The sequence below is a fragment of the Deinococcus aerius genome (genome assembly GCF_002897375.1).
Classification (GTDB): domain Bacteria; phylum Deinococcota; class Deinococci; order Deinococcales; family Deinococcaceae; genus Deinococcus; species Deinococcus aerius.
In genome coordinates, this window is the sequence record NZ_BFAG01000002.1 from 388363 (window position 1) to 410866 (window position 22504).

At 70.9% G+C, this 22504-nt stretch carries 22 protein-coding genes and 1 pseudogene; 6 read left to right on the plus strand and 17 right to left on the minus strand.

The window, feature by feature from the left end:
• Positions 1-355: 355 nt before the first annotated feature.
• The 7 genes from DAERI_RS04735 to DAERI_RS04765 all read right to left on the minus strand — a co-directional run bounded on the left by DAERI_RS04735 (position 356) and on the right by DAERI_RS04765 (position 5052).
• Positions 356-1492: an MFS transporter gene (locus tag DAERI_RS04735; RefSeq protein WP_103128265.1), complete on the minus strand. Its 1137-nt coding sequence runs from the start codon at positions 1490-1492 to the stop codon at positions 356-358.
• Complete coding sequence (gene arsN2, locus DAERI_RS04740) at positions 1492-2523, minus strand: arsenic resistance N-acetyltransferase ArsN2 (protein WP_103128266.1); 1032 nt, start codon at positions 2521-2523, stop codon at positions 1492-1494. The genes DAERI_RS04735 and arsN2 overlap by 1 nt, the downstream gene beginning before the upstream one ends.
• Positions 2517-2996, minus strand: a complete 480-nt coding sequence (locus DAERI_RS04745) for a MarR family winged helix-turn-helix transcriptional regulator (protein WP_103128267.1) — start codon at positions 2994-2996, stop codon at positions 2517-2519. The genes arsN2 and DAERI_RS04745 overlap by 7 nt, the downstream gene beginning before the upstream one ends.
• A 126-nt stretch (positions 2997-3122) precedes the next feature.
• The gene (locus DAERI_RS04750; RefSeq protein ID WP_103128268.1) at positions 3123-3581 is read right to left on the minus strand and encodes an arsenate reductase ArsC; all 459 of its coding nucleotides are present in this window, start codon (positions 3579-3581) and stop codon (positions 3123-3125) included.
• Complete coding sequence (locus DAERI_RS04755) at positions 3578-4264, minus strand: MIP/aquaporin family protein (protein WP_235610257.1); 687 nt, start codon at positions 4262-4264, stop codon at positions 3578-3580. Before DAERI_RS04755 ends, DAERI_RS04750 begins: the two co-directional genes overlap by 4 nt.
• Position 4265: 1 nt before the next feature.
• The gene (locus DAERI_RS04760; RefSeq protein ID WP_103128270.1) at positions 4266-4727 is read right to left on the minus strand and encodes an arsenate reductase ArsC; all 462 of its coding nucleotides are present in this window, start codon (positions 4725-4727) and stop codon (positions 4266-4268) included.
• A 4-nt stretch (positions 4728-4731) separates the two neighbouring features.
• A complete protein-coding gene (locus DAERI_RS04765) occupies positions 4732-5052 on the minus strand; it encodes an ArsR/SmtB family transcription factor (RefSeq protein ID WP_103128271.1) in 321 nt (106 codons plus the stop codon).
• 654 nt (positions 5053-5706) lie between these two features.
• Between DAERI_RS04765 and DAERI_RS04770 the strand changes: the two genes are divergently transcribed.
• Positions 5707-6717, plus strand: coding sequence for an imelysin family protein (locus DAERI_RS04770; protein WP_164973352.1), 1011 nt, complete (start codon positions 5707-5709; stop codon positions 6715-6717).
• The gene (locus DAERI_RS04775; protein WP_103128273.1) at positions 6714-8999 is read left to right on the plus strand and encodes a 4-helix bundle domain-containing protein; all 2286 of its coding nucleotides are present in this window, start codon (positions 6714-6716) and stop codon (positions 8997-8999) included. The genes DAERI_RS04770 and DAERI_RS04775 overlap by 4 nt, the downstream gene beginning before the upstream one ends.
• A gap of 87 nt (positions 9000-9086) precedes the next feature.
• Here DAERI_RS04775 and DAERI_RS04780 read toward each other — a convergent pair whose 3' ends face one another.
• From DAERI_RS04780 to DAERI_RS04800, 5 genes are all read right to left on the minus strand, one after another.
• Positions 9087-9512, minus strand: coding sequence for a hypothetical protein (locus tag DAERI_RS04780; RefSeq protein WP_103128274.1), 426 nt, complete (start codon positions 9510-9512; stop codon positions 9087-9089).
• A complete protein-coding gene (locus DAERI_RS04785; RefSeq protein WP_103128313.1) occupies positions 9509-9871 on the minus strand; it encodes an ArsR/SmtB family transcription factor in 363 nt (120 codons plus the stop codon). The genes DAERI_RS04780 and DAERI_RS04785 overlap by 4 nt, the downstream gene beginning before the upstream one ends.
• A 73-nt stretch (positions 9872-9944) precedes the next feature.
• On the minus strand, positions 9945-10835 hold the full coding sequence (locus DAERI_RS04790) for a cation diffusion facilitator family transporter (protein ID WP_103128275.1): 891 nt from the start codon (positions 10833-10835) through the stop codon (positions 9945-9947).
• The gene (locus tag DAERI_RS04795) at positions 10828-11079 is read right to left on the minus strand and encodes a glutaredoxin family protein (RefSeq protein ID WP_103128276.1); all 252 of its coding nucleotides are present in this window, start codon (positions 11077-11079) and stop codon (positions 10828-10830) included. Before DAERI_RS04795 ends, DAERI_RS04790 begins: the two co-directional genes overlap by 8 nt.
• Positions 11080-11082: 3 nt before the next feature.
• Positions 11083-13299: a heavy metal translocating P-type ATPase gene (locus DAERI_RS04800; protein WP_103128277.1), complete on the minus strand. Its 2217-nt coding sequence runs from the start codon at positions 13297-13299 to the stop codon at positions 11083-11085.
• A 158-nt stretch (positions 13300-13457) separates the two neighbouring features.
• Between DAERI_RS04800 and DAERI_RS22725 the strand changes: the two are divergent.
• Positions 13458-13547 (plus strand): annotated as a pseudogene (locus tag DAERI_RS22725) (DUF2171 domain-containing protein); the annotation flags it as partial.
• Between the two features lie 218 nt (positions 13548-13765).
• Here the strand turns inward: DAERI_RS22725 and DAERI_RS04810 are convergent.
• Together DAERI_RS04810 and DAERI_RS04815 are read right to left on the minus strand one after the other, a co-directional pair.
• Positions 13766-14323 carry a TlpA family protein disulfide reductase gene (locus DAERI_RS04810; RefSeq protein ID WP_235610258.1) on the minus strand — a complete coding sequence of 186 codons (558 nt, stop codon included), beginning with the start codon at positions 14321-14323 and terminating at the stop codon, positions 13766-13768.
• Positions 14298-14852 (minus strand): thioredoxin-like domain-containing protein, encoded by a 555-nt coding sequence (locus DAERI_RS04815; RefSeq protein ID WP_103128278.1) that lies wholly within the window; start codon positions 14850-14852, stop codon positions 14298-14300. Before DAERI_RS04815 ends, DAERI_RS04810 begins: the two co-directional genes overlap by 26 nt.
• Before the next feature lie 463 nt (positions 14853-15315).
• On the opposite strand from DAERI_RS04815, the gene DAERI_RS04820 reads away from it, so the two are divergent.
• The gene (locus tag DAERI_RS04820) at positions 15316-15600 is read left to right on the plus strand and encodes a hypothetical protein (protein WP_103128279.1); all 285 of its coding nucleotides are present in this window, start codon (positions 15316-15318) and stop codon (positions 15598-15600) included.
• Between the two features lie 274 nt (positions 15601-15874).
• On the opposite strand, the gene DAERI_RS04825 is transcribed toward DAERI_RS04820, so the two are convergent.
• The 3 genes from DAERI_RS04825 to DAERI_RS04835 form a co-directional block, all read right to left on the minus strand.
• On the minus strand, positions 15875-16723 hold the full coding sequence (locus DAERI_RS04825; protein WP_103128280.1) for an urease accessory protein UreH domain-containing protein: 849 nt from the start codon (positions 16721-16723) through the stop codon (positions 15875-15877).
• The gene (locus DAERI_RS04830) at positions 16720-17580 is read right to left on the minus strand and encodes a sialidase family protein (protein WP_103128281.1); all 861 of its coding nucleotides are present in this window, start codon (positions 17578-17580) and stop codon (positions 16720-16722) included. The genes DAERI_RS04825 and DAERI_RS04830 overlap by 4 nt, the downstream gene beginning before the upstream one ends.
• A gap of 190 nt (positions 17581-17770) precedes the next feature.
• Complete coding sequence (locus DAERI_RS04835) at positions 17771-19141, minus strand: phenylacetate--CoA ligase family protein (RefSeq protein WP_103128282.1); 1371 nt, start codon at positions 19139-19141, stop codon at positions 17771-17773.
• A 380-nt stretch (positions 19142-19521) separates the two neighbouring features.
• On the opposite strand from DAERI_RS04835, the gene DAERI_RS04840 reads away from it, so the two are divergent.
• Positions 19522-20598, plus strand: coding sequence for a YVTN family beta-propeller repeat protein (locus tag DAERI_RS04840; RefSeq protein ID WP_235610259.1), 1077 nt, complete (start codon positions 19522-19524; stop codon positions 20596-20598).
• Positions 20599-21774: 1176 nt separating this feature from the next.
• On the plus strand, positions 21775-22504 hold a 730-nt coding region (locus DAERI_RS04850; RefSeq protein ID WP_103128285.1), incomplete at its 3' end, for a type II glyceraldehyde-3-phosphate dehydrogenase.

Genomic DNA, 22504 nt, shown 5'->3' on the forward strand with positions numbered 1-22504 from the left:
AGGGGCGGCTGGGACTCGCCGCGCCGCTCGGCGCCCCACCGCCTATAGGCTGGCCCCACCGGGATCCTGCGGCTCTCCTAAAACTCGGTCTGCTGGACCTGCAGCACCGCTCCACAGGGAGCCGACCGAACGGTTGAGCCCGCATTCTTGTCGCCTTCCGGCTGGTCAGGCGATCCCATCCGGACCGTGCCAGAGACGCGCGCCTCCGCGAGGCCGCGCCGCTGATCGTCCACCCACCGGAGCCCGTCGAAGCAGAGCGGCACCCCCGCCGCCCACCCCTTGTCAGGGTGTCCACGGCGCACCCCTCGGACGTTCCCGTCAAGGGGTCGCGCCAGCAGTGGGGCGAACACCAAGGCTAAGCCTGGGTCCAGCCTCCGCCTGCGGTCAGGCGACGGGCGGTGAGCAGGACTCCGGCAGCGGCCAGGGCAGACCCTGCCAGCAGCAGCAGGGAGACGTGGGCGCTGCCTGTCCAGGTGAACAGCACCCCTACCCCCAGCGGCGTGAACGCCTGCGCCAGGTTCACCGACCGCGCCATCTGCCCGTTCGCCGCCCCAAAGGTCAGGGCCCCACTCGTCAGCCCGAACACCACGATGCCCACGACCATGAGCGTCAGAGACGCCAGGAAATGCAGCAGCAGCGCCCCAATCGCCAGGCCGACGAAGAGCACCAGGGTCAGAGGCAGGGCGCCCAGCCGCGAGAGCAGCGGGACGAACAGCACCCGGCCCGGCAGGGCGGCCAGGCCCAGCAGGCCGGTGAGGGCCGCCGCGAGCCCGGGAGCGTATCCGGCAGCGAGCAGGAGCGGCGCGAGCTGCAAACCCACCCCGACGGTGACGATGCGCGCGAGCGTGAAGGCCAACGTCAGCCGTGCGAAGGCGGGGTCCGGGGCAAAGGCCGGACGAGGTGTACCCGGTCTGGCCCCTCCCACTGAGGGAAGGACCCGCCAGGCCAGCAGGCCCAAGGCGACCAGCAGCACCGCGAGGGCGAGCAGCGCCGCACGTAGTGCCCCCACCGACAGCAGGGCGGCGGTGAGCGGCACGAAGATCGTGCTCGCCAGCCCCGCGACGAGCGTAATCGTCAGGGTGGCCCGGGTCCGGGCAGCGCCACTCACCTGTTGCCCCAGGACGGTGAAGGCGGCCTCGTAGAACGTCAGGGCCATCGCCACGCCCGCGAGCAGCCAGCCCAGCACAAAGGCCGGGTAGCTGGAGGTGCAGGCCAGCAGCATGAACGCCACTCCGCCCAGCGCCGCCCCGCCCCCCACCAGCACCCGGCCCCCGCGAGCGTCGAGGGCGCGACCGACCCTTGGGGCGACGAGCGCCGTGACCAGCAGGGCGAGGGTGAAGGCGAGGCCGGTCTGAGTGCGGGACCACCCGCGTTCGTGTTCGGCGGCGACCGCAAGGAGGGGCTGGGCGTAGTACAGGGCGCCGTAGCTCACGGTCGTGAGGACGGCCAGCGTCCACACCAGGGAACGCTGGCTGCGAGTGGACTCGGGCATCAGCCCAGGGAGATCAGGTCGGTCGTGGCCGGGCCACAGCAGCCACTCCCACTTGTAGGGGCACAGCACGCCGCGGCCTCCACCGGCTCCGCCGCAGCGACGGGCTGCCCGCAGGCGTCAGAAGCCTTGCACTGCACACCTGGCGTCCGCAGGTGAACGATCACGCGCTCCCCCTGGGGTTCGACGTGCGTGACGTGGTACTGCATGGCGGGCGTGACGCTGTTGCCGTACTCAAACCGCACCTCCGCCTCCCCGCGCACCGGGACGCTCTTTGCCACCCGGTCGTAGATGCTCAGGAACTTACGGGTGGTCATGAACCCCTCTCCCGCCTCCCGCGCGTTGCCGTCCTTGAGCTGGATCACCGTCTCGCGCCAGGAGGAAGCCCTCCCGCCGCAGTCCATCGCTTCAATCGTGACGGCCTTCACTTCCGTGACGTGGTAGCCGGGGCCGACCAGCCGCTCGCTGTGGAGCCAGAACTCCAGGGGGAGTGGAGGCCCTGCACGCAGCGCGTCGAGCAGCGCGGAGGTGGAGGTCTGGTCCGTGAGGCCGGGGATGGTCTGCGTCATGGGTTCCTCCTGGGAAGCGGCGTGCAGGGCGAGGTGCATCAGGGTGGCGGACCCTGGGCAGGCGTCCTGAAACTCGCGCGAGGCGAGCAGGGGGGCGGGAGCGACCGAACGTGGCACCCGGACGAAGCCGAAGCGCGGGAAGAAGCGCGGGAAGTAGCCCTCGGCGGTGGTGGTGAGCAGGTAGAGATGCTGGAGGCCCCGGGCGCGGGCCTGGTCGAGCACTTCACCGATCAGCCGGGCGGCCACGCCCTGCCCCCGTGCCGACGGCGTGACGGCCACCGAGCGCAGCAGGCCCACTCTGTCGTGCGTCTCCAACCCGGCGAGGCCCAGCACGTGCCCGTCCCCGTCCTCGGCGAGGAGGTAGCCGCCCAGGTGCTCGCCGACGCCCGCCGTGGGCAGGTTGAGAGCGGCGAGCAACGCCCCGGCGGCAGGAAGATCGGCGGGACGTGCGCCTCGGGTCAGCATCCGCAGCCCCCCTCCCCGTCGAGTTCGGCCCCAAGCGCGGCGCTCAGGCCCCTGAGGAGCCGCAACGTCGCCGCCCGGTCCTCTTGGGGCAGGCGGGCCAGCACCCGGGCGGATTGGTCGTTGAGCTGGGCGTCGAGGTCCTGCGCGGCCTGGTGTCCCGCGCCCGTGAGGCGCAGCAGCAGGGCGCGGCGGTCGCCCGGGTGCGGCGTCTTCACGAGGAGCCCCTGTTCCACCAGATCGTCGGTGCTGCGGCTGAGCCACGCCTTGTCCAGGTTCAAAGTGCCGGTCAAGGCCCGCAGCGTCTGATCGCCCTCGCGTTCCAAGGTGGTGAGAATCGCGCACTGGGTCGCGGATTGCACGTCGCAGCAGGCGAAGTTCCGTTGCTGCAACTCGGTGAACTGCCGCGTCACCGTCCGAAGGAGTGCTCCCGTCTGGGTCGCCTCCTCCAATCTGTTGTCATTGGCAACGGTCATGCCTTGACTGTACTGCGGCCCTTGTTGCTTGTCAATGACAACAATCGGATGGGTTAACGGTTGCCCTGATCGGACGGGCGACCAGGGCAGAGCAGTTACCGTGAACGTCCCCGAAGACGGCGGTCCTCATGCCTGGCTCCGCAACCAGCTTTGAATCCGGTCGTCAATTTCATCACGCACCCGGCGGAAGACGGCCAGGCGCTCCTCCTCATTGCCCTGAGCGGCAGCGGGGTCGTCGAAGGCCCAGGACAGGCGGTAGGAGGCGTGCGGGAAGATCGGGCAGTTGGCTTCCGCCCGGTCACACACCGTCACCACGTAGGTGAAGTGCTCCCCGAGGAGCGGCTTGACGCCCTTGGCCTGAAGGTGGCCGGTGGAAAGGCCCCGTTCTTCGAGCACCTTCAGGGTCAGTGGGTTGATTTCACCCGGTTCCAGCCCAGCCGATTGGACGCTGAAACGGTCCCCGGCGTGGTGCTCCAGCAGCACCTGAGCCATCTGCGAGCGGGCGGTGTTGCCGGTGCAGATGAACAGCACGCTGGGCGGCCGGGTGTCGGTTGGCGTGAACGTGTTGCTCTCTCCCTGGGTCATGTCGGCTCTCCTTCGGGCTGGAACTCCTGGGCAAGGTGAGGACGGGGTTCGACGGGTTCTGTGGGACTCAGGACGTGGTTGGCGGCCACCGCCAGGACGGCGCCGAGCAGGGGGGCGGCCCAGTACAACCAGTGGGCGGTCCAGAGGCCGCTCGCCAGCGCCGGGCCAAAGGAGCGGGCCGGGTTCATGCTCGCCCCGGTGATGGGGCCGCCCATCGCGGCTCCCAGGGCAACGACGCCTCCCACCACCCACGGCAGACCGCTTCTGAGCGCGACGAGCAGCAGGAAGAAGGTCAGCACCAGTTCGAGGACGAACGCTTGGGCCACGCTCCCCGCAGGAACCGTGACGCCCAGACCGCCCTTCAGGCCGAAGAGCGCCAGCAGCACGAAGGCGGCCAGGACCGCGCCCAGGAGCTGCGCCGCGACGTAGGGCAGGACCCGAGCACGCGGGAACTTCCCGGCCAGGGTCAGGGCGAACGTGGCCGCCGGATTGATGTGGGCCCCGCTGATGGGCGCCAGGGCCGCGATGACGGCGGTGACGGTGAGGCCGAATACGGCGGCCACGCCGAGGTGGCCGAGGGCGCCCGTCTGCGCCTGGACCACCGCCGCACCGGGGCCGAAGAACACCAGGGCAAAGGTGCCCAGCCCCTCGGCCACCAGCGCGCGGGACAGGGGAACGGCCACGTCAGGCCGCCGAGACGGGCGGGCTGTCCTCGTAACTCTCGGGGACGGGCCGCCCGTCCCGGAGCGCCTGCACGAACCCATCGAATTGCTTCTGGAGTTGGTCCCGCACTTCCCGCCAGCGGTCGAGGCTGCCGCCGCTCGGGTCGGTGAAGGGGTAGTGCAGGCGGTGGGTCCGGCCTGGGTACGCGGGGCAGGCTTCAGCGGCCGAGTCGCAGACGGTGATCACATAGTCGAAGTTCTGCCAGTCCGGCACGTCCCAGAGCGTCTTGCTGGTGTGGCCGTCGAGGCTCAGGCCGATCTCCCCCATGACGGTCTTCGCGTCGTCCTTGACCCGGGTGGCTTCCGTCCCAGCGGAATGCACGTCGAGGCCCAATCCCACACGCTCTGCCGCCGCCCGAGTCAGGGCCTCGGCCATCTGCGAGCGGGCGGAATTGTGGGTGCACAGGATCAGAACGCGGGTCACACCCTCAGCATATCGATTTCGTTTGATGCGTCAAGGCGAGTGGACCCGTGAATATCTCGCCCAGCAGGTTCCCACCCAACTGAAAAAATTGATCCTGGCGCAGGGTGTAATAGGTGTTCTTGCCGCGCTGCTCGGAAGAAACCAGTTCGGCTTCGCGGAGGATGCCGAGGTGGTAGGAGACCTTGGACTGGGGAAGCCCCAGCAAGGCTTCCAGGTCGCACACGCAGCGTTCGCCGCCTGCCAGGTGCCGGACCAACTCAAAGCGGATCTCGTGGGAGAGGGCCTTGAGCTGGTCGAGCACGCCGGGCACGGCCACCGTCGTCATTCAGGCATTCTAGTGGTTGAGAAAGTCAGGACTGGCAGCGTCGCCAGGCTCTTGCGAGCGCCGGGGACGACGGTAGCCCCAGAGGATGTGGCGCGGCCGAGGGGCTGAAAGCTTAGCGTTGGTTCTCGCGCCACTGCTGGCGTTACCCCGTCACCGCCGGAAGCCCGTCGCGGGGAGTGGGAGGCCACCGTCTGACTCACACGGGATCCGGTCCGCCTTCAGCCCGCGGAACTCGCTCGTGTGACCTCCCCATTGGGTCATGGTAAAGGTGTTCGTGCCGGACCGGCGCGGCAGAAGGCGCACCTCAGCCGCGGAACGGCACGATGACTTCCTGCCCCCGCAACTCAGAGAGTCCCACCCGTTCGCCCCCGAGATCCGGCGCAGCGGGGCCGCGGCAAACGTGACCCGGGCTGGCCGCAGGGGCAGATGCTTGGAGGAGACCGATGGCCTCAACAGACGTGTTCCTCGTCCCCTCCAAGAGACGGAAGGGCCAGCATGGTGTGATCAGCGCTGACATGACGCCGTTCTGGCCGAAGTCCTGACCTTACCGAGAACGACTCTCAATAAAGGCCGTCCTACACGACGATTCTTGACAGCTCTCTGGTCGCGCCCTACGCTTAATCCGACTGATCTGCTCGGATTAAAAGGAGAACTGTGCGAACCGCCCCGATCCTGCTGACCCTGCTGCTCGCTCCGCCCGCCCTGGCGGCCGACCTGAGCGGCACCAAGACCTACCTGCTGGGTCGCCTGGACGCCCTGAACACCTCCACCGCCCGACTCGTGCAGGCCAGTGACGCCTACTACCAACTCGCCAAGGGGGCGAACTTCGACTACGCCCGGCTCTGGAAGACCAATCCTGGTGGAGTGAAAGCCGCCGTCGAGCAGACCCGGGCCGCTTGGCGCGACGCCAGCCCCCGCTACGAGCAGATCGAGGGCTTCTTCGCCGGGCAGGACCCCTTCGACCGCCTCGACCTGATCATCGACGCCGCCAACCCCGGCACCGAGGGCGGCGTGGACCACGACGTGAAGCTCCCCAACGGCACGGTTCTGAAACGGCCGGGCGCACTGTTCAACCTCACCGAGTCCGCGCTGTGGGGCCTGAATCCCCGGTACACGGCCCTGAAGGTGAAGCTCAGCGCCAGGGACGGGCTGGGCAACGCCCTGCCGGACGCGAACGTGCTCAAGGGCGGCGTGGACGCCCTGCACGCGGTGGTCGGGCAACTGCGGCAGACGGCGCGGACCTGGCAGCCCAGCACGGCGTACGTCTTCAGCACCCTCACGGCCAACGTGCCCACCACCCAGGACTTTCTGGAGGCCTGGCGCGGCTCGCGTTTCGTGACGGGCGGCGCCAGCCAGACCCAGGAGTTCGCGGCCATCTCCCGCCTGAACGACCTGCGGGACAACATCGGGTCCTGGCAGGTGATCTACGCCGGGGTGAGTCCCCAGGTGCGGGGCAGGAACGCCACGCTCGACGCCCAGGTGCGGAGCGGCCTGAAGGACCTGCGGACCTACGTTGAACGCCTGATTGCCCGAGAGCAGCGGCGGCGCTTCACGCCCGAGCAGGCCCTGATGCTGCAACAGGAGGCGCAGGACCGCGCGACCGCCATTGCCGGTCCCCTCACGCAGGCCGCCACCCTCCTGGGGGTCAAGGTGTCGGGGCAATGAGGCGGCTTCTCCCCCTGCTCCTCACCCTGGCCAGCACGGCGGGCGCCGCTGACCTCGCCACCGCGGCGCAGACGGTGCGCACGGCGCTCTCCGACGCGCAGGTCGAGCTGATCCTCGATCCCCAGCACGCGGCCACGCTCACCCGACAGGCGCAGACCACCTTCCAACGCGACCTCGCGCCAGCGCTGCGCGAGGTGGACCCGGCCATCGCCCGGCAGGTGGCGGGCGATCTGGAGCGGGCGGTGAAGGCGGCGGGGCGGGACGACGAGGCCAACTTCGCTGCCGCCCGGAGTCTGGCCTGGACGGGCCTGCTCTCCGGGGCGTACCGCGCCCTGGAAGGCGCCGTGCGGGCGAACGACGTGGTCGCCGCCCGCCGGTGGCTGCCCCTGCGCGAGTACCGGCCCGCCAACCGCTTCACGCGGCTGAACGCCGACGTGACCGAGGCGGTCGAGGCCCTGGCGCGCGGGGAGATTCAGCCCCAGGCCGCCCTGCTCGGCGTGCGGGCCGACCTGCTCGACGGCTACCAGGCCCGGCTCGCGGACGCGCTGACCCACCTGGGCCAGGCCCAAACCCAGGGCTACCGCATCCGGGCGGCAGAGCAGGCCGCCCTGGCCCGCGGGTACTTCGAGGTTCTGGCCCCCACCTACCGGGAGCAACGGGGCGAGGCGGCGCTCAAGACCGCCCGCGAGGCGTTCGTGGCCCTGCCCGGCAGCCTGCCCCGGGTCACCACCCTGATCAATGGCTTCCGGGCCGCGCCCCTGAGCGAGCGGGAGCGTGCCCGCCGCGCCTCCCAGGCCCTGCGCTACCTGAACCTGGTGCTGGTGGAGTACGCCCGCGGGGTGAGCGGCGCCGAGGGACACGTCGTCGTGAAGCGCGACCTGGAGATCACCGAGGCCCGCACCTTCCTGAGCGGCGCGGCCGGGGCCTTCGGGGACCTGGCCCCGCTCCTGGGGGACCAGTCCGGCGCCGACCGGGCCCGTCAGGCCTTCGAGACCCTCGCGGCGGACCTCGACCGGGCCGCGCGCCAGGAGAACGTCCCCTCGGCCGCGCGGGTGCAGCAGGGGGTGAAGGCCCTCTCCGCCCAGCTCAGTACCCTCTTCCCGGCGGCCTGGCAGCGGCACGACGCCAGCGGTGACCTCGACGTGATTCGCTCGCAACTCGACGCGGCGGTGCGCGCGGCCGCCAGCGGCGATTACGACCTCGCCGAGAGCGGGCGCCTCGACGCCTACGCCACCCTGGAGGGCGGCCCGGAGGCCCGGATCGCGGTGTTCGCCCCCGACCTCAAGCTGCGCCTCGAAGACCTCTTCTGGAACGGCGAACAGCCCAAGGGGCTCGCCCGCCTGATCCGGGAGCGCGGGGACGCGGCGGCCTTCGGGCAGACCCGGGCACAACTCGACGTGGCCCTGGACGACACGGCCAAGCTGCTGGGCACGGACGCGGCCCCGGCCGCCGTGGCGACCAACGCGGGCGTGATCGTCTTCCGCGAGGGGCTGGAGGCCGTGCTGATCCTGGCCGCCCTGATGGGCTCCCTGCGCCGCAAGCAGGTGCGGCACCTGCGCCGCCCGATGTGGGCGGGGGCGGCCCTCGCCTTGGTCGCCTCGGTGCTGACCTGGCTGCTGATGCAGGGCACCCTGGGGCTCTTCGCGCGCTTCGGGGAGAAGCTCTCGGCGGTGGTGAGCGTGATCGCCATCGGCGTGCTGCTGGTGATCATGAACTGGTTTTTCCACAACGTGTACTGGACCGACCGTATGGCCGCCTTCCAGCAGCAGAAACACCACCTGATGGGCGGGCGGGTGGGGGGGCACCTCGCGCAGGTGCTGGGCCTGGTCGTCCTGGGCTTCACCTCCATCTACCGCGAGGGCTTCGAGACGGTGCTGTTCCTCCAATCGCTGGTGCTGCAAAGCGGCACGGGGGTCGTGCTCACGGGGACCGGGCTGGGACTGGCCGCCGTGCTGGGCGTGGGTGTCCTGGTCTTCGCCCTCCAGGCCAAGCTGCCCATGAAGAAGCTGCTGGTTTGGACGGGTGGGATGATCTGCGCGGTGCTGTTCGTGATGGTGGGGAATACGGTCCACACCCTGCAACTGGTGGGGTGGCTGCCCGTCCACGCCCTGCCGGCGAGCTTCCCGGCGTGGGCGGGGCTGTGGTCGGGGCTGTACGCGACCTGGGAGGGTGTGGTGCTCCAGGTGGTGGCGGTGGTGGCGGTGATGGGGAGCTACTTCCTGGCCGAGGGCCTCAAGGAGCGCCAGCTTCACCGCCGGCTCGCCGCGTCCCCGTCGCGGTAAGGGGTGGGCCGCGCGTTGCACTTGCGGTGAAGACAGACGTGCGGCCAGTGAGGTGGAGCCCACCTCACTGGCCGCTTTTGGAGCATTCTACGGCTGGCCGCTGATGGTGATGAGGGTGGTCTTGGTCTCCCCCTCCTGCACGGCGTGGTACTGGAGCAGCTCCCCGCCCCGGTCCAGAAACGCCGTGTAGTTGCCGGGGAGAACGTCGTCCGTCCGTTGCCCATACCCCGCGCGCTTGAAGGGATCGAGGAGGACCTTCGGCTGCCACCCGGGCAGGCGGTACATCTCCACCCGGGCCTCCCCCCGGTGAACCTCCGCCCGGTAGCCCCGGCTGTACGTCGGGCATTCGGGCGTCAGGCCGGACGGGAGGGGAGCCAGCCCATTCCAGAGGGTCCCGGGCCGCTCGATGCAGAACAGGTCCCCCTGCCAGCGGCGCTCCTGGGTCAGCCACCACCCGCCCACACCCGCCAGCCCCAGCAGCGCCACGGCCAGCAGGACGAAGATCGGCTTCACTCGCGCACGTGGTCCACCGCGCCGCCGATTAGGGAGGTGATGTGCTGGTCGAGCAGCCGGTAGTAGGCGATGCGTCCCTCCTTGCGGAAGGCCACCAGGCGGTGGGCCCGCAGGAGTCGGAGCTGGTGGCTGACGGCGCTCTCGCTGATGCCGACCACGGCGGCGAGGTCGCATACGCACAGCTCCTCGGCGTTCAGGGCGCTGAGGATGCGGAAGCGGGTGGGGTCGGCAATCATTTTGAGCAGGCTGGTGGCGTCCTCAACACAGCTCGCGTCTGGCTGGACGGCCCTCACCCGGGCGACCGCCTCAGGATGGACGCAGGCCACCTCGCACACGTCGTCTTGAGAAGCGGTTCTCATGTCTCGACCATAGCGCAGGGAGGAGGGAAACACCGTCACCCCACCACCTCCCGCACGTTCCCAGGAGGCCGATTCATGGGTGCAGGTGTCCTTCATGCCCGGCGTGGGCGCCTGGGGGCTCGATCTGGACGGTGCTGTGCTCGATGCCGTGCCGCTCGGCGACCTCGTGGACCCGGGAGAGCAGATCGGCGGCGGGCGCGGGCGCCACCAGATGCGCCGTGAGGTTGTGCTCGCCGCTGGTCACGCTCCAGACGTGCAGGTCGTGGACTTCCCGCACCCCGGGCAACGCCGCCAGGTCGGATCGCAACTGATCGAGGTCCAGGCCCTCGGGCACGCCCTCCAGCAGCACGTTCACGCTGGCCCTGAGCAGGGTCCAGGTGCGGGGCAGGACCCACAGGCCGATGAGGGCCCCCAGCACCGGGTCGATCCAGGTGAGGCCGGTGAAGCGGATCAGCAGCGCCCCGACGATCACGGCCACCGAGCCCAGCAGGTCGCCTATGACCTCCAGGTAGGCGGACTTCACGTTGAGGCTGTCCTGGCTGCCGCCGACCAGGATGCGGGCGCTGATGACGTTCACCAGGAGCCCCAGCACCGCGACGACGAGCATGGAGGTGGTCTGGACCTCGACCGGCTCGCGCAGGCGGCGGTAAGCCTCGAACAGGATGTACAGCCCGATGGCGAAGAGCGCCCCGGCGTTCACGGCCGCCGCCAGAATCTCCGCCCGGCGGTAGCCGAAGGTGCGTCTCCGGTCGGCCGCCCGCTGCCCGAGGCGGATGGCGAACAGGGACAGGACCAGGGCCATCACGTCGGTGAGCATGTGCCCGGCGTCGGAGAGCAGGGCCAGGCTGCCTGAGAGGAAGCCGTAGATGACCTCCACGACCAGGAAGCTGCCGGTCAGGGCCAGGGCGAGGGTGAGCTGGCGGGCGCTCGCGTTCGCCCCATGGCTGTGCCCGTGCTCACTCACGGGAACCCTGCAAGGCCGTCAGAATCCGGGGGCGCTGGTCGTCGAAGGGGCCGTAAAAGGCCTGCTCGCCGATCAACGTGACGGGGGCGATGCGGACGTTTGCCTTGGCCTGCATTTCCGCCACGGCTTCCGGGTCCCCCCGCACGTTCTTCTCGGTGAAGGCAGCGCCATGGTGGGTCAGCAGCCGCTTGACAGCATGACAGTCCGCGCAGTTCGGGACGGTGTAGAGCGTGATCTCGGGCATGGCTCAGGCCCGGCTGGGGGTTGGGGCGGCGGTGACGGTGCGGGGGGCGGCGGGACCGCTCCCCTTCCAGCGCAGCAGGCGCAGGGCGTTGGCGGTGACGATGGCGGTCGCGCCCGTGTCGGCCAGAATCGCCATCCAGAGGTTGGTATACCCCAGCAGGGTCGTGACCAGGAAGATCGCCTTGAGGCCCAGCGCGAAAGCGATGTTCACCTTGATGTTCTGCATGGTCGCCCGCGACAGCCCCACCAGGTCCGCCACACCGGTCACCCGCTCACGCAGCAGGGCCGCGTCGGCGGTCTCCAGGGCCACGTCGGTGCCGCCGCCCATCGCAATGCCCACGTCCGACTGGGCCAGGGCGGGCGCGTCATTGATGCCGTCCCCCACCATCGCCACGCCCCCCTTCGCCTTCAGGTCCGCGATCAGGCGCAGCTTGTCCTCGGGCAGCAACTCGGCCCGAACGTCCATCCCCAGGTCGGAAGCGATGGCCTGCCCGGTGCGGGCATTGTCCCCGGTGAGCATGACGGTCTGGACGCCCAGCCCGCGGAGCTGCGCGACGGCCTCCCGGGCGTCGGGCCGCGGCTCGTCGCGGATGGCGATGACGCCGAGGGGGGTCGGCCCGTCCAGCAGCACCACGGCGGTTCGCCCCTGCTTCTCGAAGGCCTCGATGGTGGCGCTCAGGTCGGCGGGGAGGGTCGTCAGGGTCGCCGCGTGGCGGGGCGAGCTGACGCTCAGCGTTCGGCCCTCGACGGTCGCCGTGACCGCCTTGCCGGGGAGGGCCTGGGCGTTCTCGGCGGCGGGCAGGGTGAGGTGGCTCCCCTTGGCAGCGTCGGTGATGGCCTTCGCCAGCGGGTGGCTGCTGCCCGACTCGACCGCGGCGGCCAGGCGCAGCACCTCGTTTCGGTCCTGCCCCACCACGTCGGTCACGCGCGGCTTCCCGGCGGTCAGCGTCCCGGTCTTGTCGAACGCCACCGTCTTCACGCTCCCGATGCTCTCCAGCGCGGCGCCGCCCTTGATCAGCAGGCCCCGGCGGGTCCCGGCGCTGATCCCGCTGGTGATGGCGGCGGGGACGCTGAGGACCAGGGCGCAGGGGCAGCCGATCAGCAGCAGAGCGATGCCCTTGTACAGCCACTCGTGCCACACGCCCCCGAACAGCAGCGGGGGCACCAGGGCCACCAGGGCGGACACCGCGACCACGCCCGGGGTGTAGTACCGGCTGAAGCGGTCGATGAAGCGCGCGGTGGGCGCCTTACTTCCTTCCGCCTCCTCGACCAGGTGGATGATGCGGGCGATGGTGTTGTCGCTGGCCGCCTTGTCCACCCGCACGGTGAGCACCCCATCGGTGTTGATGCTGCCCGCGTACACCGTGTTCCCGGCGCTCTTGACCACGGGCACGCTTTCTCCCGTCACCGGGCTGTCATCCAGGTTGGAGGTGCCGCTCAGGATCGTGCCGTCGGCCGGGACGCGGCCCCCGGGGTTCACCTGCACGGTCTGCCCCACCGCGAGCGAATCGGCAGGCACTTCACGGGTCCCCTGGCCTTCCACCAGCAGGGCGGTCTTGGGGACCAGGGCGGCGAGCGCCTGAATTCCGGCGCGGGCCCGCCCGGCGGCGATGCCTTCGAGCAGCTCCCCGACCGCGAAGAAGAACACGACGACGGCGCCCTCGGCGGCCTCCCCGATGAGGACCGCGCCGACGGCGGCGAGGCTCACCAGCGTGTTGATGCTGAAGTAGTCCCCGAAGCGGGCGCTGGCGACCGCCTTCTTCGCCAGCGGCCAGACCCCGAGCAGGGTGGCGGCGACGAAGCCCCAGGTGGCGAACTGGGGCTCGATGAAGCCGAACAGCCAGGCCAGCGCCAGCAGCACGCCGGAGGTCACGACCAGCTTGCCCTGCCCGGTGGCGTACCAAGGCTGACCGGGCGTGGGGGCCTCGTGGACGTGCCCGTGCTCGCCGTGGGCGTGGTCCTTGGGAGCGGCCTCCGACATCGGAGCCGTGGGCGGATTCAGCAGGGAGGGGGTGTACCCGAGGGCCTGGAGGTTGCGCTCCAGGGTGGCGCGCTCTGTCTGCGTCTCGTCGAGGTCCAGGCGGAGCGTCTGCTTGTTGAAGCTGGTCCTGACCTCCTCGGCGCCGGGGAGCGTGGCGATCATGCGCTCGACCTTCTGAACACAACTGGCACAGTCCATGCCGTCCACGAAGTATTCGAGCCTCGAGCGGGGAGCACTCATGCCCCCACTATACCTGAGCGTCTGCTCAGGTATCGAGATAAAACGTGGAGCCTCCTCCATCGGGTGAAGGTCGCGCCTGCCGGGTTGGCCGGGAGGAGGGTGCCGCCCAGGGAGGTCAGACCACGACGATGGGAGCACGGATTCAGGAGCACATGCCGATGATTTGCGCGGACGGGCACCCGCATGAGGAGGTGGACCGGGTGGACGGCGAGTACCTCAAGCTGACCAAGGATGACTCGGGGACGCACCATTGGCTCCCACTGAGCGCGGTGGATCATGTGGACGAGCATGTGCACCTGAACCACGAGCAGGTGCATCAGCAGTGGCTAAGCGAGGACCCCATCCCGAACACCGGCAGTGAGCCAGCCGTGACGGGAGGGGGCAACTCCAGGGTTGCTCGTCTCCCTTTCCCCCGCCGCGCCCATGGAGGTCACGCCTCACAAGGCCCTGCCCGGTGGGCGCGAGGTCAAAACCGCACGCCGATCCGCCGGGCACTCTCCCACAGCGCCTCCCGGGTGAAAGGCCCGGTGTGCTTTTCCCGAACCACTCCGCCAGCATCAATGAAGTACGTCTCGGGAATTCCGGCGACCCCATAGTCGATCGCCGCGCGCGACTGACGGTCAACCACGCTGGGATACGGCACCGCGAACTCCCGCACGAAGCCCTGAGCAGCGTCGGGCTGGTCCTGAAAGGTCACCCCGACCAGGGTGAGGTTGCGCGCTGCCCGCGCGAATTCGCCCAGCAGGGGCGCCTCCTCCCGGCAGGGAATACACCAGGAGGCCCAGAAGTTCACGATCACCGGGCCGCCGAGGTGGTCGCGCAGCCGGAAGGTCTGGCCGTCCAGCGTGGTCAGTGTGAAGTCCGGGGCCGATTTCCCGATCAGAGGGGACGGGGGCGCGCCGCTGGGGCGCAGCAGGGCCGCCGCCAGCACCGCCACCAGCAGGGCCGCGAGCACCGGCGGCAGCCAGCGCCCCAGCGGCCGCGCGGGCGGCCGGGACTCAGTCGGGGAGACGCTCTGGCGCACGGTTCTTGTACCGTTCGATGAAGTCCACGATCCTGGCCTCGTCCAGCGTGTCGAGGGTGTACAGCCGCCGCCAGGCGGTCAGGGCCAGCGGGACCTTCAACCGTGCGTTCGGGGCGACGACCGTCTTGTTCGGATAGCGCTTCTGAATCGCCTCCAGTACCCCAATGTCCCCCTTCAGCAGCGACGGATGGTACTGGATCACGATACCGCCGTGCTCCAGGTTGTGCACGAGGGCCTCGGGCGCAACCTCGTACACGAAGGTGCCCCAGGGCTGCGGCTGCTCGACATGCCAGCCGCTCGTCGCCGGGAAGGAGTTGTAGGCCGGGTGCTCGGCCCCCGCGGCGATGTGCTCCTGGCCCTGGTTGGGAAACGTCTGCCCCAGCTCCCCCGGGGCGCCGCCGGAACGGGCCCACCAGGCACCCCCCACCAGCAGCAGGGCGAACCCCCCCGCCAGCACGGCGGGCCAGGGGCGGCCCCCCGGCCGTGCCGGGGAGACCTTCCCACCGGACATCCTGTTCGTGTTGGTCATAGCTCCAGGCTACGCGGCCCATGTTCAACTTCTGTAAAAGGCGGAGCGTGGCTCTGGCTATGGGCGCGTCGGACGCGGCGCTGGATCAAAGCTGAACAGGAGTGTGCGACCAAGGCGGCCGGGGAAAGCCTCTCCCCTGGCCTTTGGTGGAGGATCACCCGTGGCCCATGCCGACCGTGTTTAGCCGCTATACGACCGGGTCGCCGCCCAATGCTGTTGCGGTCGCGCCTCCTCGCGGGGGCGTGCCGCGACGTGCTGGACCTCGGGGTGGGCACGGGTGCGACGTTCACGCATGGGCCCCGACCTCAGCGGTGGGACGCTCCGCAAAGCGCGCCCCAAGGCCCTGCCGTTCCCGACTCGGCGCGGCTCTTCGCGGAGCTGCGGCCGGGCGGACGGCTGCTGGCGCTTGTCCGCCCCCTCACCCCCGGCTGGGCCGGGCGGCCGACCTGATGTCTTCGATCACGTGGTCGGCTGGCATCCGAACCGGCGCACTCCCGAGCGGCTGCGCGCGGCTGGCTTCCCGGTGGAGGTGCGGGAACGCCGCCTGCTCGGCCTCCTCGTGACGCCCGCCGCGCTTCCCGTCCCGGCGGGCCGCGGACCCCTGCGCCGGGCGCTCATCCGCGCGCTCCTGTTCGTCTCCGGGACGGCCTTCGTTCTCACTAGCGCCCGCGAGATGGTGCAGATGCCGCCCTTTCGCAGCGGGGCCTGGTCCCCGCCGCCGGGGTCCCGTGCGCCGCCCTCGCGCTGAACCACCGGGACGCCGGGTGAGGGGGTGGCACGCGCCCTGAAGTGGTGGGCGTACAGCGGCCAGATGCCACTCGTGCCTGACCTGGGCGTGGGCGTCGCCACTCGCGGTGTTGACCCTCGCCACCTTCGAACCCGGGCGGCACGCCGGTCGGTGCCCTCCCTGGCCGGACACCTGGGCGGTGGTTCCTGGCCCCCAACGTGAGGCACGCCGGGACGCACCCGGCCAAGGACCTGGGAGAACAGGCCAGCTGTGCCCCGGCGTGACCTGCTCGCGGTCAGAGCAGCCAATAGACAAAGCTGTCGTACAGCCCGGCCAGGACGAACACGGCCCCGGCCACCGGCGTGGCGTGCCGGTGGCCGCGCTGGAGAGCACCGACGTACGGTGGCCGCCCGCTGGCCGTCGCCCGGGGCAGGAATGCGACCAGGACGAGCAGGGGAAGCGTCATCCCCAGCGCGAACGCGGCCGGGTACAGCGCGCCCAGCGGCGCGGTGAGCGCCAGCGGGAGGGTCAGGCCGAAGTAGAGCAGGAAGAGCGTCGGGCAGAACGCCAGGCTGAAGGCCAGACCCAGGAGGAACGCGCCCAGCGTGCCGCGCCCCCCCCGGGCGCGTTCCTCCAGCCGCCCCGCGAGGCGCGTCCCGAGGGTGACGCGGGGGCGCAGCACGCCGACCATCGCCAGGCCCACCAGGACCATCAGCGGGCCCAGCACCCGCCGAACGCCGGTGAAGAAGTTCCCGGGGGCCGCCAGGGTGCCGCCGAAGGCGGAGACGGCCACGGCGCCCAGCGCGAGGTACACCAGCACGCGCGCCCCCATGAAGGCCAGGCTGCGCGGCCAGGCCCCCCCCGCGTGGCCGTCCCGCGCGACGTAGGCGAGGGTCGCCGCGCCGGTCGAGAGCTGGCAGGGCGCGGTGGCGGCCAGCAGCCCCAGCAGGAACGGCGTGAGCAGCGAGGCGCCTGCCTGGAGGCGCAGGGCGGTGACGGGACCCGCCAGGGCGGCGTTCAGGGTGCCGCTGCGGCGATACAGGTCGAGGGCGGCCTCCCGCAGGACCGGGGAGATGGTCGGCCACGCGAGGAAGAGCGCGGCGACGAGGGTGCCCGCCGCGGCGAGCCACCAGCGCGACCTCACTGGCTCCAAGTCTTCCCCCCGTCCACCGAGCGGTACAGGAGGCCGCTCTCACCCGCGGCGTACAGCCTCGTCTCGTCCCGCGGGTCGGCGGTGACCAGCAGGGCGCCCTCGGGCAGCCCCAGGTTCATCCAGCTCGCGCCCCGGTCCTCCGAGCGGGCCACGCCAGCCGGACCGGCGAGGTACACATTGCCGCTCACCGGGTGAACGTCCAGGCCCAAACCCGCCGCCTGCGGCGCGTCCCCGGCCCGTTGCCAGGTCGTGCCGTCGTCCGAGACGATCAGCCCCTCACCCATGCTCAGGGCATAGAGCCGCGGGGTCTCCCCCGGACCTGCCGCGAGCGCCATCACGCCCGCCGTCTCCGGGGACACGAAGCGCCAGTCCTGCCCGTTCTCCGTGCGGTAGAGGCCCCTTCCGGCGATGTTCGCGTACCACACGCCGGGTCGACCCGGCAGGGCCACGAAGCCGTGAATGTCCGTGCCCGGGAGGGTTCCGAACCCCGCGTCCTGCCAGGTCGTCCCGCCGTCCCGGCTGACCTTCAGCACGTCATGCCCGGCCATGACCAGGGTGCCGCCCGCCGCCGGGGCGAGCGCCATGGCGTCTCCGGCACCGTCGGCGGCGCCCCAGGTCCGGCCCCCGTCCGTGCTGACCGAGACGCCCGCATGCTGCCCGTACAGCAGGCGGCCATCCGGGAGGACCCGCAGGGCGTGGAAGTCGCCGCTCAGCCGCCCTGCGGCCCGAACCCCAGCACCCTGCGTCTGCCACCACAGCGCGCCGCCCAGCCCGGCCGCGACCAGCAGGGCCAGGGGCAACGCCGCGCGGCGCCCGGTGCGGGGGGCGTGACGGGTGTTCGCCGTCATGTCACGCCGTCCCGGCCATCCCCCGAGCAGGCGCGGGGGGAACGGAAAACACCGCCGGGCACAGGGCGACTCTCCAGTTCGGGCACATTCCCAGACATTGCACGGACCTCACCCTACAGAAGCTCTGTTCAACTTCGGTAAAGCCCGGGAAAAAGCCGGAGGACGGGGCCCCGCCCCTGCTGGTTCCGGTTCAGCGGTCCGCCCTCCCGGGCGGCTCTGCGGACTCCACCCGGATCAGCGGCGTCTTGCCCAGCGCGGTCCGGGAAAGTTGCTCCACCACCTCCACGCGTACGTCCGGGGAGATCACCCCCCGCCTCTCCAGGGCGGCGGCCACGTTCGCCTCGACGCTCCCCGGGGTCAAGGTGGCCCCGGGGCCGGTGACCCGCACCCGAACGGCCGATCCGGTGAGCACGACCTGCCACTGGCTGACCGGCACGGCATCCATCAGATCGTGGAAGACATTGGGGTGGACCGTCACGACGGTCCCCCTGGCGCCGGGCAAGCGCAGGACCTCTTCCGCCCGGCCCTCGATGGCCGTGAGGCGCCGGTACGGCATGCCGCAGGCACACCTGCCCGTGTCGAGGCGGACCCGGTCTGTCAGTTCATACCGGATCAGGGGCAACGTGCGGCTGAACAGCACTGAGACGAGCAGCCGCTCGCCCGTCTCGCCCGGGGGCACGGGCCGGTGGTGCGCATCGACCACCTCGATCACGAGGAGATCCTCGTACAGGTGGAGCCCGTCGTGATGCGCGCACTCCCCGGCGATCCCGGCCGTCTCGGTCGCGCCGTACTCGTTGAAGGGGCGCTTGCCCCACGCGCTGGTGATGCGGCGCCGCGCCTCACCGGTTAGCACCTCCGACGCCGTGAGGACGGCCCTGGGGCGGATGTGCAATTCACCCGACAGTTGGGCCCCGGCGAGCTGGTGGGCGGTCCCGGCATAGGCCACCAGCCCCTCGGGCTGCCAGGCATTCAGCGCCGCGACGAGTTCGGGCAGGGGCTGGTCTGCGTCAAGGCGCAGGGTGGGGACCAGGGGACTTTGAACGCTCGCGCCCACGCTGGCGGACTGGTGCCAGGGGTGGGTGGTGCTGACCACCGCGAGGCGGGGATGATGCGTGAGATCCGCCCGGATGCCGCTCCAGGCGTACATCCGGGCATAGGAGGCGAGCACCCAGGACCACTCCTCCCGGTTGAACAGGAACAGTCCGGGGTGCCCGGTGCTGCCCGCCGTCGCATTCACCTGGTACCGCCCCAGGAACGGCTTCCCGCCGCCTGGGGCAGCCAGGTGGGCGCGGACGTCTTCCAGGTGCACGGCGCGGTCGGTGACCAGCTCGTCGTACCGGCTCATCAGCTCGCTCTTGGTGAGAACCGGCAATTCATGCAGCGGCCGGTCTTCGAGCCCCTGGTGGAAGCGCCGGTAGAACGGCGAACGGGCGAGCGCGAAACGCCGCAGCGTGGCGAGCGCCCGCTCCTGATGGCGTTCCAGTTGCTGGCGGCTCCAGGCGTCATGGGTTCGCAGGGTTCGCCGCTTGAGCAGCACCTCTGCCAGCAGCCGGGCATTCATCCCGTCGCCCCGCGCCGCCGGGTCTGCTGCAGGTGCCTCCCACGCCTCTGCCGGCCGCGTCTCCTCATCTGGTGCACCTCCCGCCCCAGCTTGGTGTTCCTGGGTTACCGGGCCGTTACCGCGGGTTCCGGGCCGGACGGGCAGAGGTGCCAACCACCCGTGGAAGCGCCGGGACCGGCGAACCCGCTGCCCGTTGGCGCGGGCACGCGTGGTCAGTTTCCGCCCCGACCGCGATGGAAGGAAAGCCCAGGACACCACCATGTGCCGCTTTGCACAAGCTTTACATGTCCGCCCTAGCATGACCTCGGGCCAAGCACGGCACGGCCAGTCCGCAGTGTCTGGATGGCTTCCAGGCCGCGCCCGGCCACCCGGAGGATGCAATGTCTACACGTATGCTGCAAGTTGTTCCGCTGCTGGGGTTATTCCTGGGCGTGTCCGCCGCGACCACCCTGGGCGGAGGAGGGGCGCCGGACGTGCGCGGAAGTGTCTGGGTCGCGGATGAGACGACCGGGAGCCTGACGGTGATCGACGCCGCCACCCGGCGTGTCCAGGCCACCCTGACTGGGGTGCCCTCCCCGCACAACGTTCAGCTCGCCCCAGGTGGCAAGAGCGTTTGGGCCGTGCTCGGCGAGCAGGCGCGGGCGGTCAAGATTGACGCGGCCAGTTACCGGCTGCTGGGCAGCGTTCCGACCGGGACGTCCCCCGCCCACGTCATCGTCAGCCCTGACGGGAAGCGCGCCTACGTCACAAATGGTGAGGACGGCACTGTCACCATTATCGACGCGGCCGCGCTTCAGCCTCTGGCGACCGTGAAGGTGGGCGCGCACCCGCACGGACTGCGCCCCAGCCCGGACGGCCGGTGGGTCCTGGTGGCGAACACCGGCGGGAACAGTGTGAGCTGGATCGACGCCCGGGCGTCCCGCACGGTCGCGGAGGTCCCGGTGGGCCAGGCCCCGGCACAGGTGGCGTTCGCCCCGAACGGCAAGGTGGCGTACGTGACGCTCCGCGACGAGAATGCGGTGGCCAGGATCGACGTCGCCACCCGGAAGGTTCTCGGAAAGGTGCGGGTGGGTCCCGGGCCGATCCAGCTCACCGTGACGCCGGACAACCGCTTCGTCCTGGCGGCCAACCAGGGCACCCCGGAGCGCCCCGGCCAGACCCTGTCGGTCATTGACGCCGCGAAGTTCAGCGTGGTGGCGGACATCGCGACCGGCGCGGGCGCCCACGGCGTGACGGTGGACCCCACCGGGCGCTTCGCGTACGTCACCAACACCTACGCGAACACCCTCGCGGTCGTGGACCTAGCCACGCGCCGCACGGTTGCCCGGGTGCCGACCGGGAAGGGGCCGAACGGGGTGAGCGTCTCGCCCCTCGCGCCAGCCCCGGGGGGCGTCCGTGACCTGGGTCTGCGCCAGGTGGAGCCGAGCACCGGCGGGGAACACGAGAGCCACCACTGAGAGGGCGCCCCACCCACCGGTGGAGCCAGCCGCCTCTTCGTCCGCATCCCGGACCCCTGCACACCCCAGGAGCAGCCATGACGCCCCTCACGATCGGGAAACTGCGCGGCCTGCAACGCCTCGCAACCCGGGAAGGGCTGTTGGTGATGAGGGCCCTCGATCACCGCGGATCTATCCAGCGCATGATGGGCCCCCGTCACCCGGAATCCGGGGATGCCGCGCGCCTCACTGGGTACAAGCTGGACCTCACCCGCGCCCTGGCCCCGGTGTCCGTATGGGGCGGCGCAGGGCATCGCGGTGGAAGCGCTGCCGGGGAACACGGGCCTACGGGTCGGCACGGAGGCCACCGGGTACAACGACGACCACGGGGCGCGGCTCACCACGTTCCACCCGGGTTGGAGGGGGCAGCCGATCCGCCGGATGGGCGCGGACGCCGCCAAGCTGCTGGTGTATTACCACCCGGCCCGGGAGAACGCCGCAGCGCGTCAGCGGGAGGTGACGGCCGCGCTCATCGCCGCCTGCCGGGAGGAGGACCTGCCCGCCCTGGTCGAGCCCGTCGCCTCCCCCGGCGCACCGCGAGACGAGGACCCGGCGGGTGTTTGCCCGACGTCAGGCCGAACAGGTGGTCCGCGGCGCCCAGGACCTTCCCGCGCTGGGCGTGGACGTGCTCAGGGTGGAGTTTCCCGCCGACCCGCGCTTCGTGCAGGACGAGGACTGCATGCGCGAGGTGTCCAGCGCCCCGCGAATCTTGCTGTCGGACGGCGTGCCCGTCGAGGTGCTCACTTGCCAGGTGGGGACCGCGGCTCAGGCCGGGGCGTGCGGCTGCCGGACGTCCCGTATGGCGGGAGGCGCTGGGCTTGGGGATGAGCGGGAGGGCAGGCATGGGCTCGGCGCCGTGGGGGGCGAGCCCGGCCGCCTCGTGAGCGTCGACGAGCACTGGTGCGCCCGCTCCGGGGTCTCGCCCGCTCCGGGGTCTAGAGAGGGTGAAGCTGTGGCCCTCCTGCTCGACGCGCCGCGGGAGCCCCGACAAGTCCTCGCGGGACGGGTCCCGGACCACCAGGCCGGGGAAGGGGCTCAGCGCAGCTTCAGCCACTCGACAGGGCCCGCTTGGTCCGGCGGCCTAGGCTGGGTCCCGAGGGGCACTCCGCCTCTGACGTTCTGGAAGGAGAGGACCGCATGAAATCAGCCAAGGTGCGGGTGGCCGTCAACGGCTACGGTGTCATCGGCAAGCGCGTCGCGGACGCGGTGAGCGCGCAGGACGACATGGAACTTGTGGGCGTGGCGGATGTGGTGCCGGACTACCGCATCCGTGTCGCGGTCGAGCGCGGGTACCCAGTGTACGCCAGCCTCCCGGAAAGGTCGGGCGAGTTGCAGGCCGCCGGGGTGCCGGTGGCCGGAACGCTCCAGGACCTGCTGGCGCAGGTGGACGTGGTGGTGGACTGCGCCCCCAAGAGGGTCGCGGCCGCCAACCAGGCCGCGTACCAGGCGGCGGGCGTCAAGCCAATTTGGCAGGGGGGGGAGAAGCACGAACTGGCGGGGTACTCGTTCGTGGCGCAGGTGAATTACGAGGGGGCACTGAACCGCGACTCCGCGCGGGTGGTGTCCTGCAATACCACCGCCCTCAGCCGGATCAGCCACGCGCTGCACGGGCGTGGCCTGGCCAGACGCGTGCGGGCCGTGCTGATGCGGCGGGCGACCGACCCGTGGGAGTCGCACCGGAACGGCATGATCAACACGGCCACCCCGGAAACGAAGGTGCCCAGCCATCAGGGACCGGACGCCCAGACGGTGATCCCGGGGCTCGACATCACCACCCTGGCCGGGGCGGGCCCCTACAACCTCAGCCACCTGCACTTCGCGATGATCGAGACGACGCGCCCCGTGGACGTGGAAGAGTTGCGCGCGA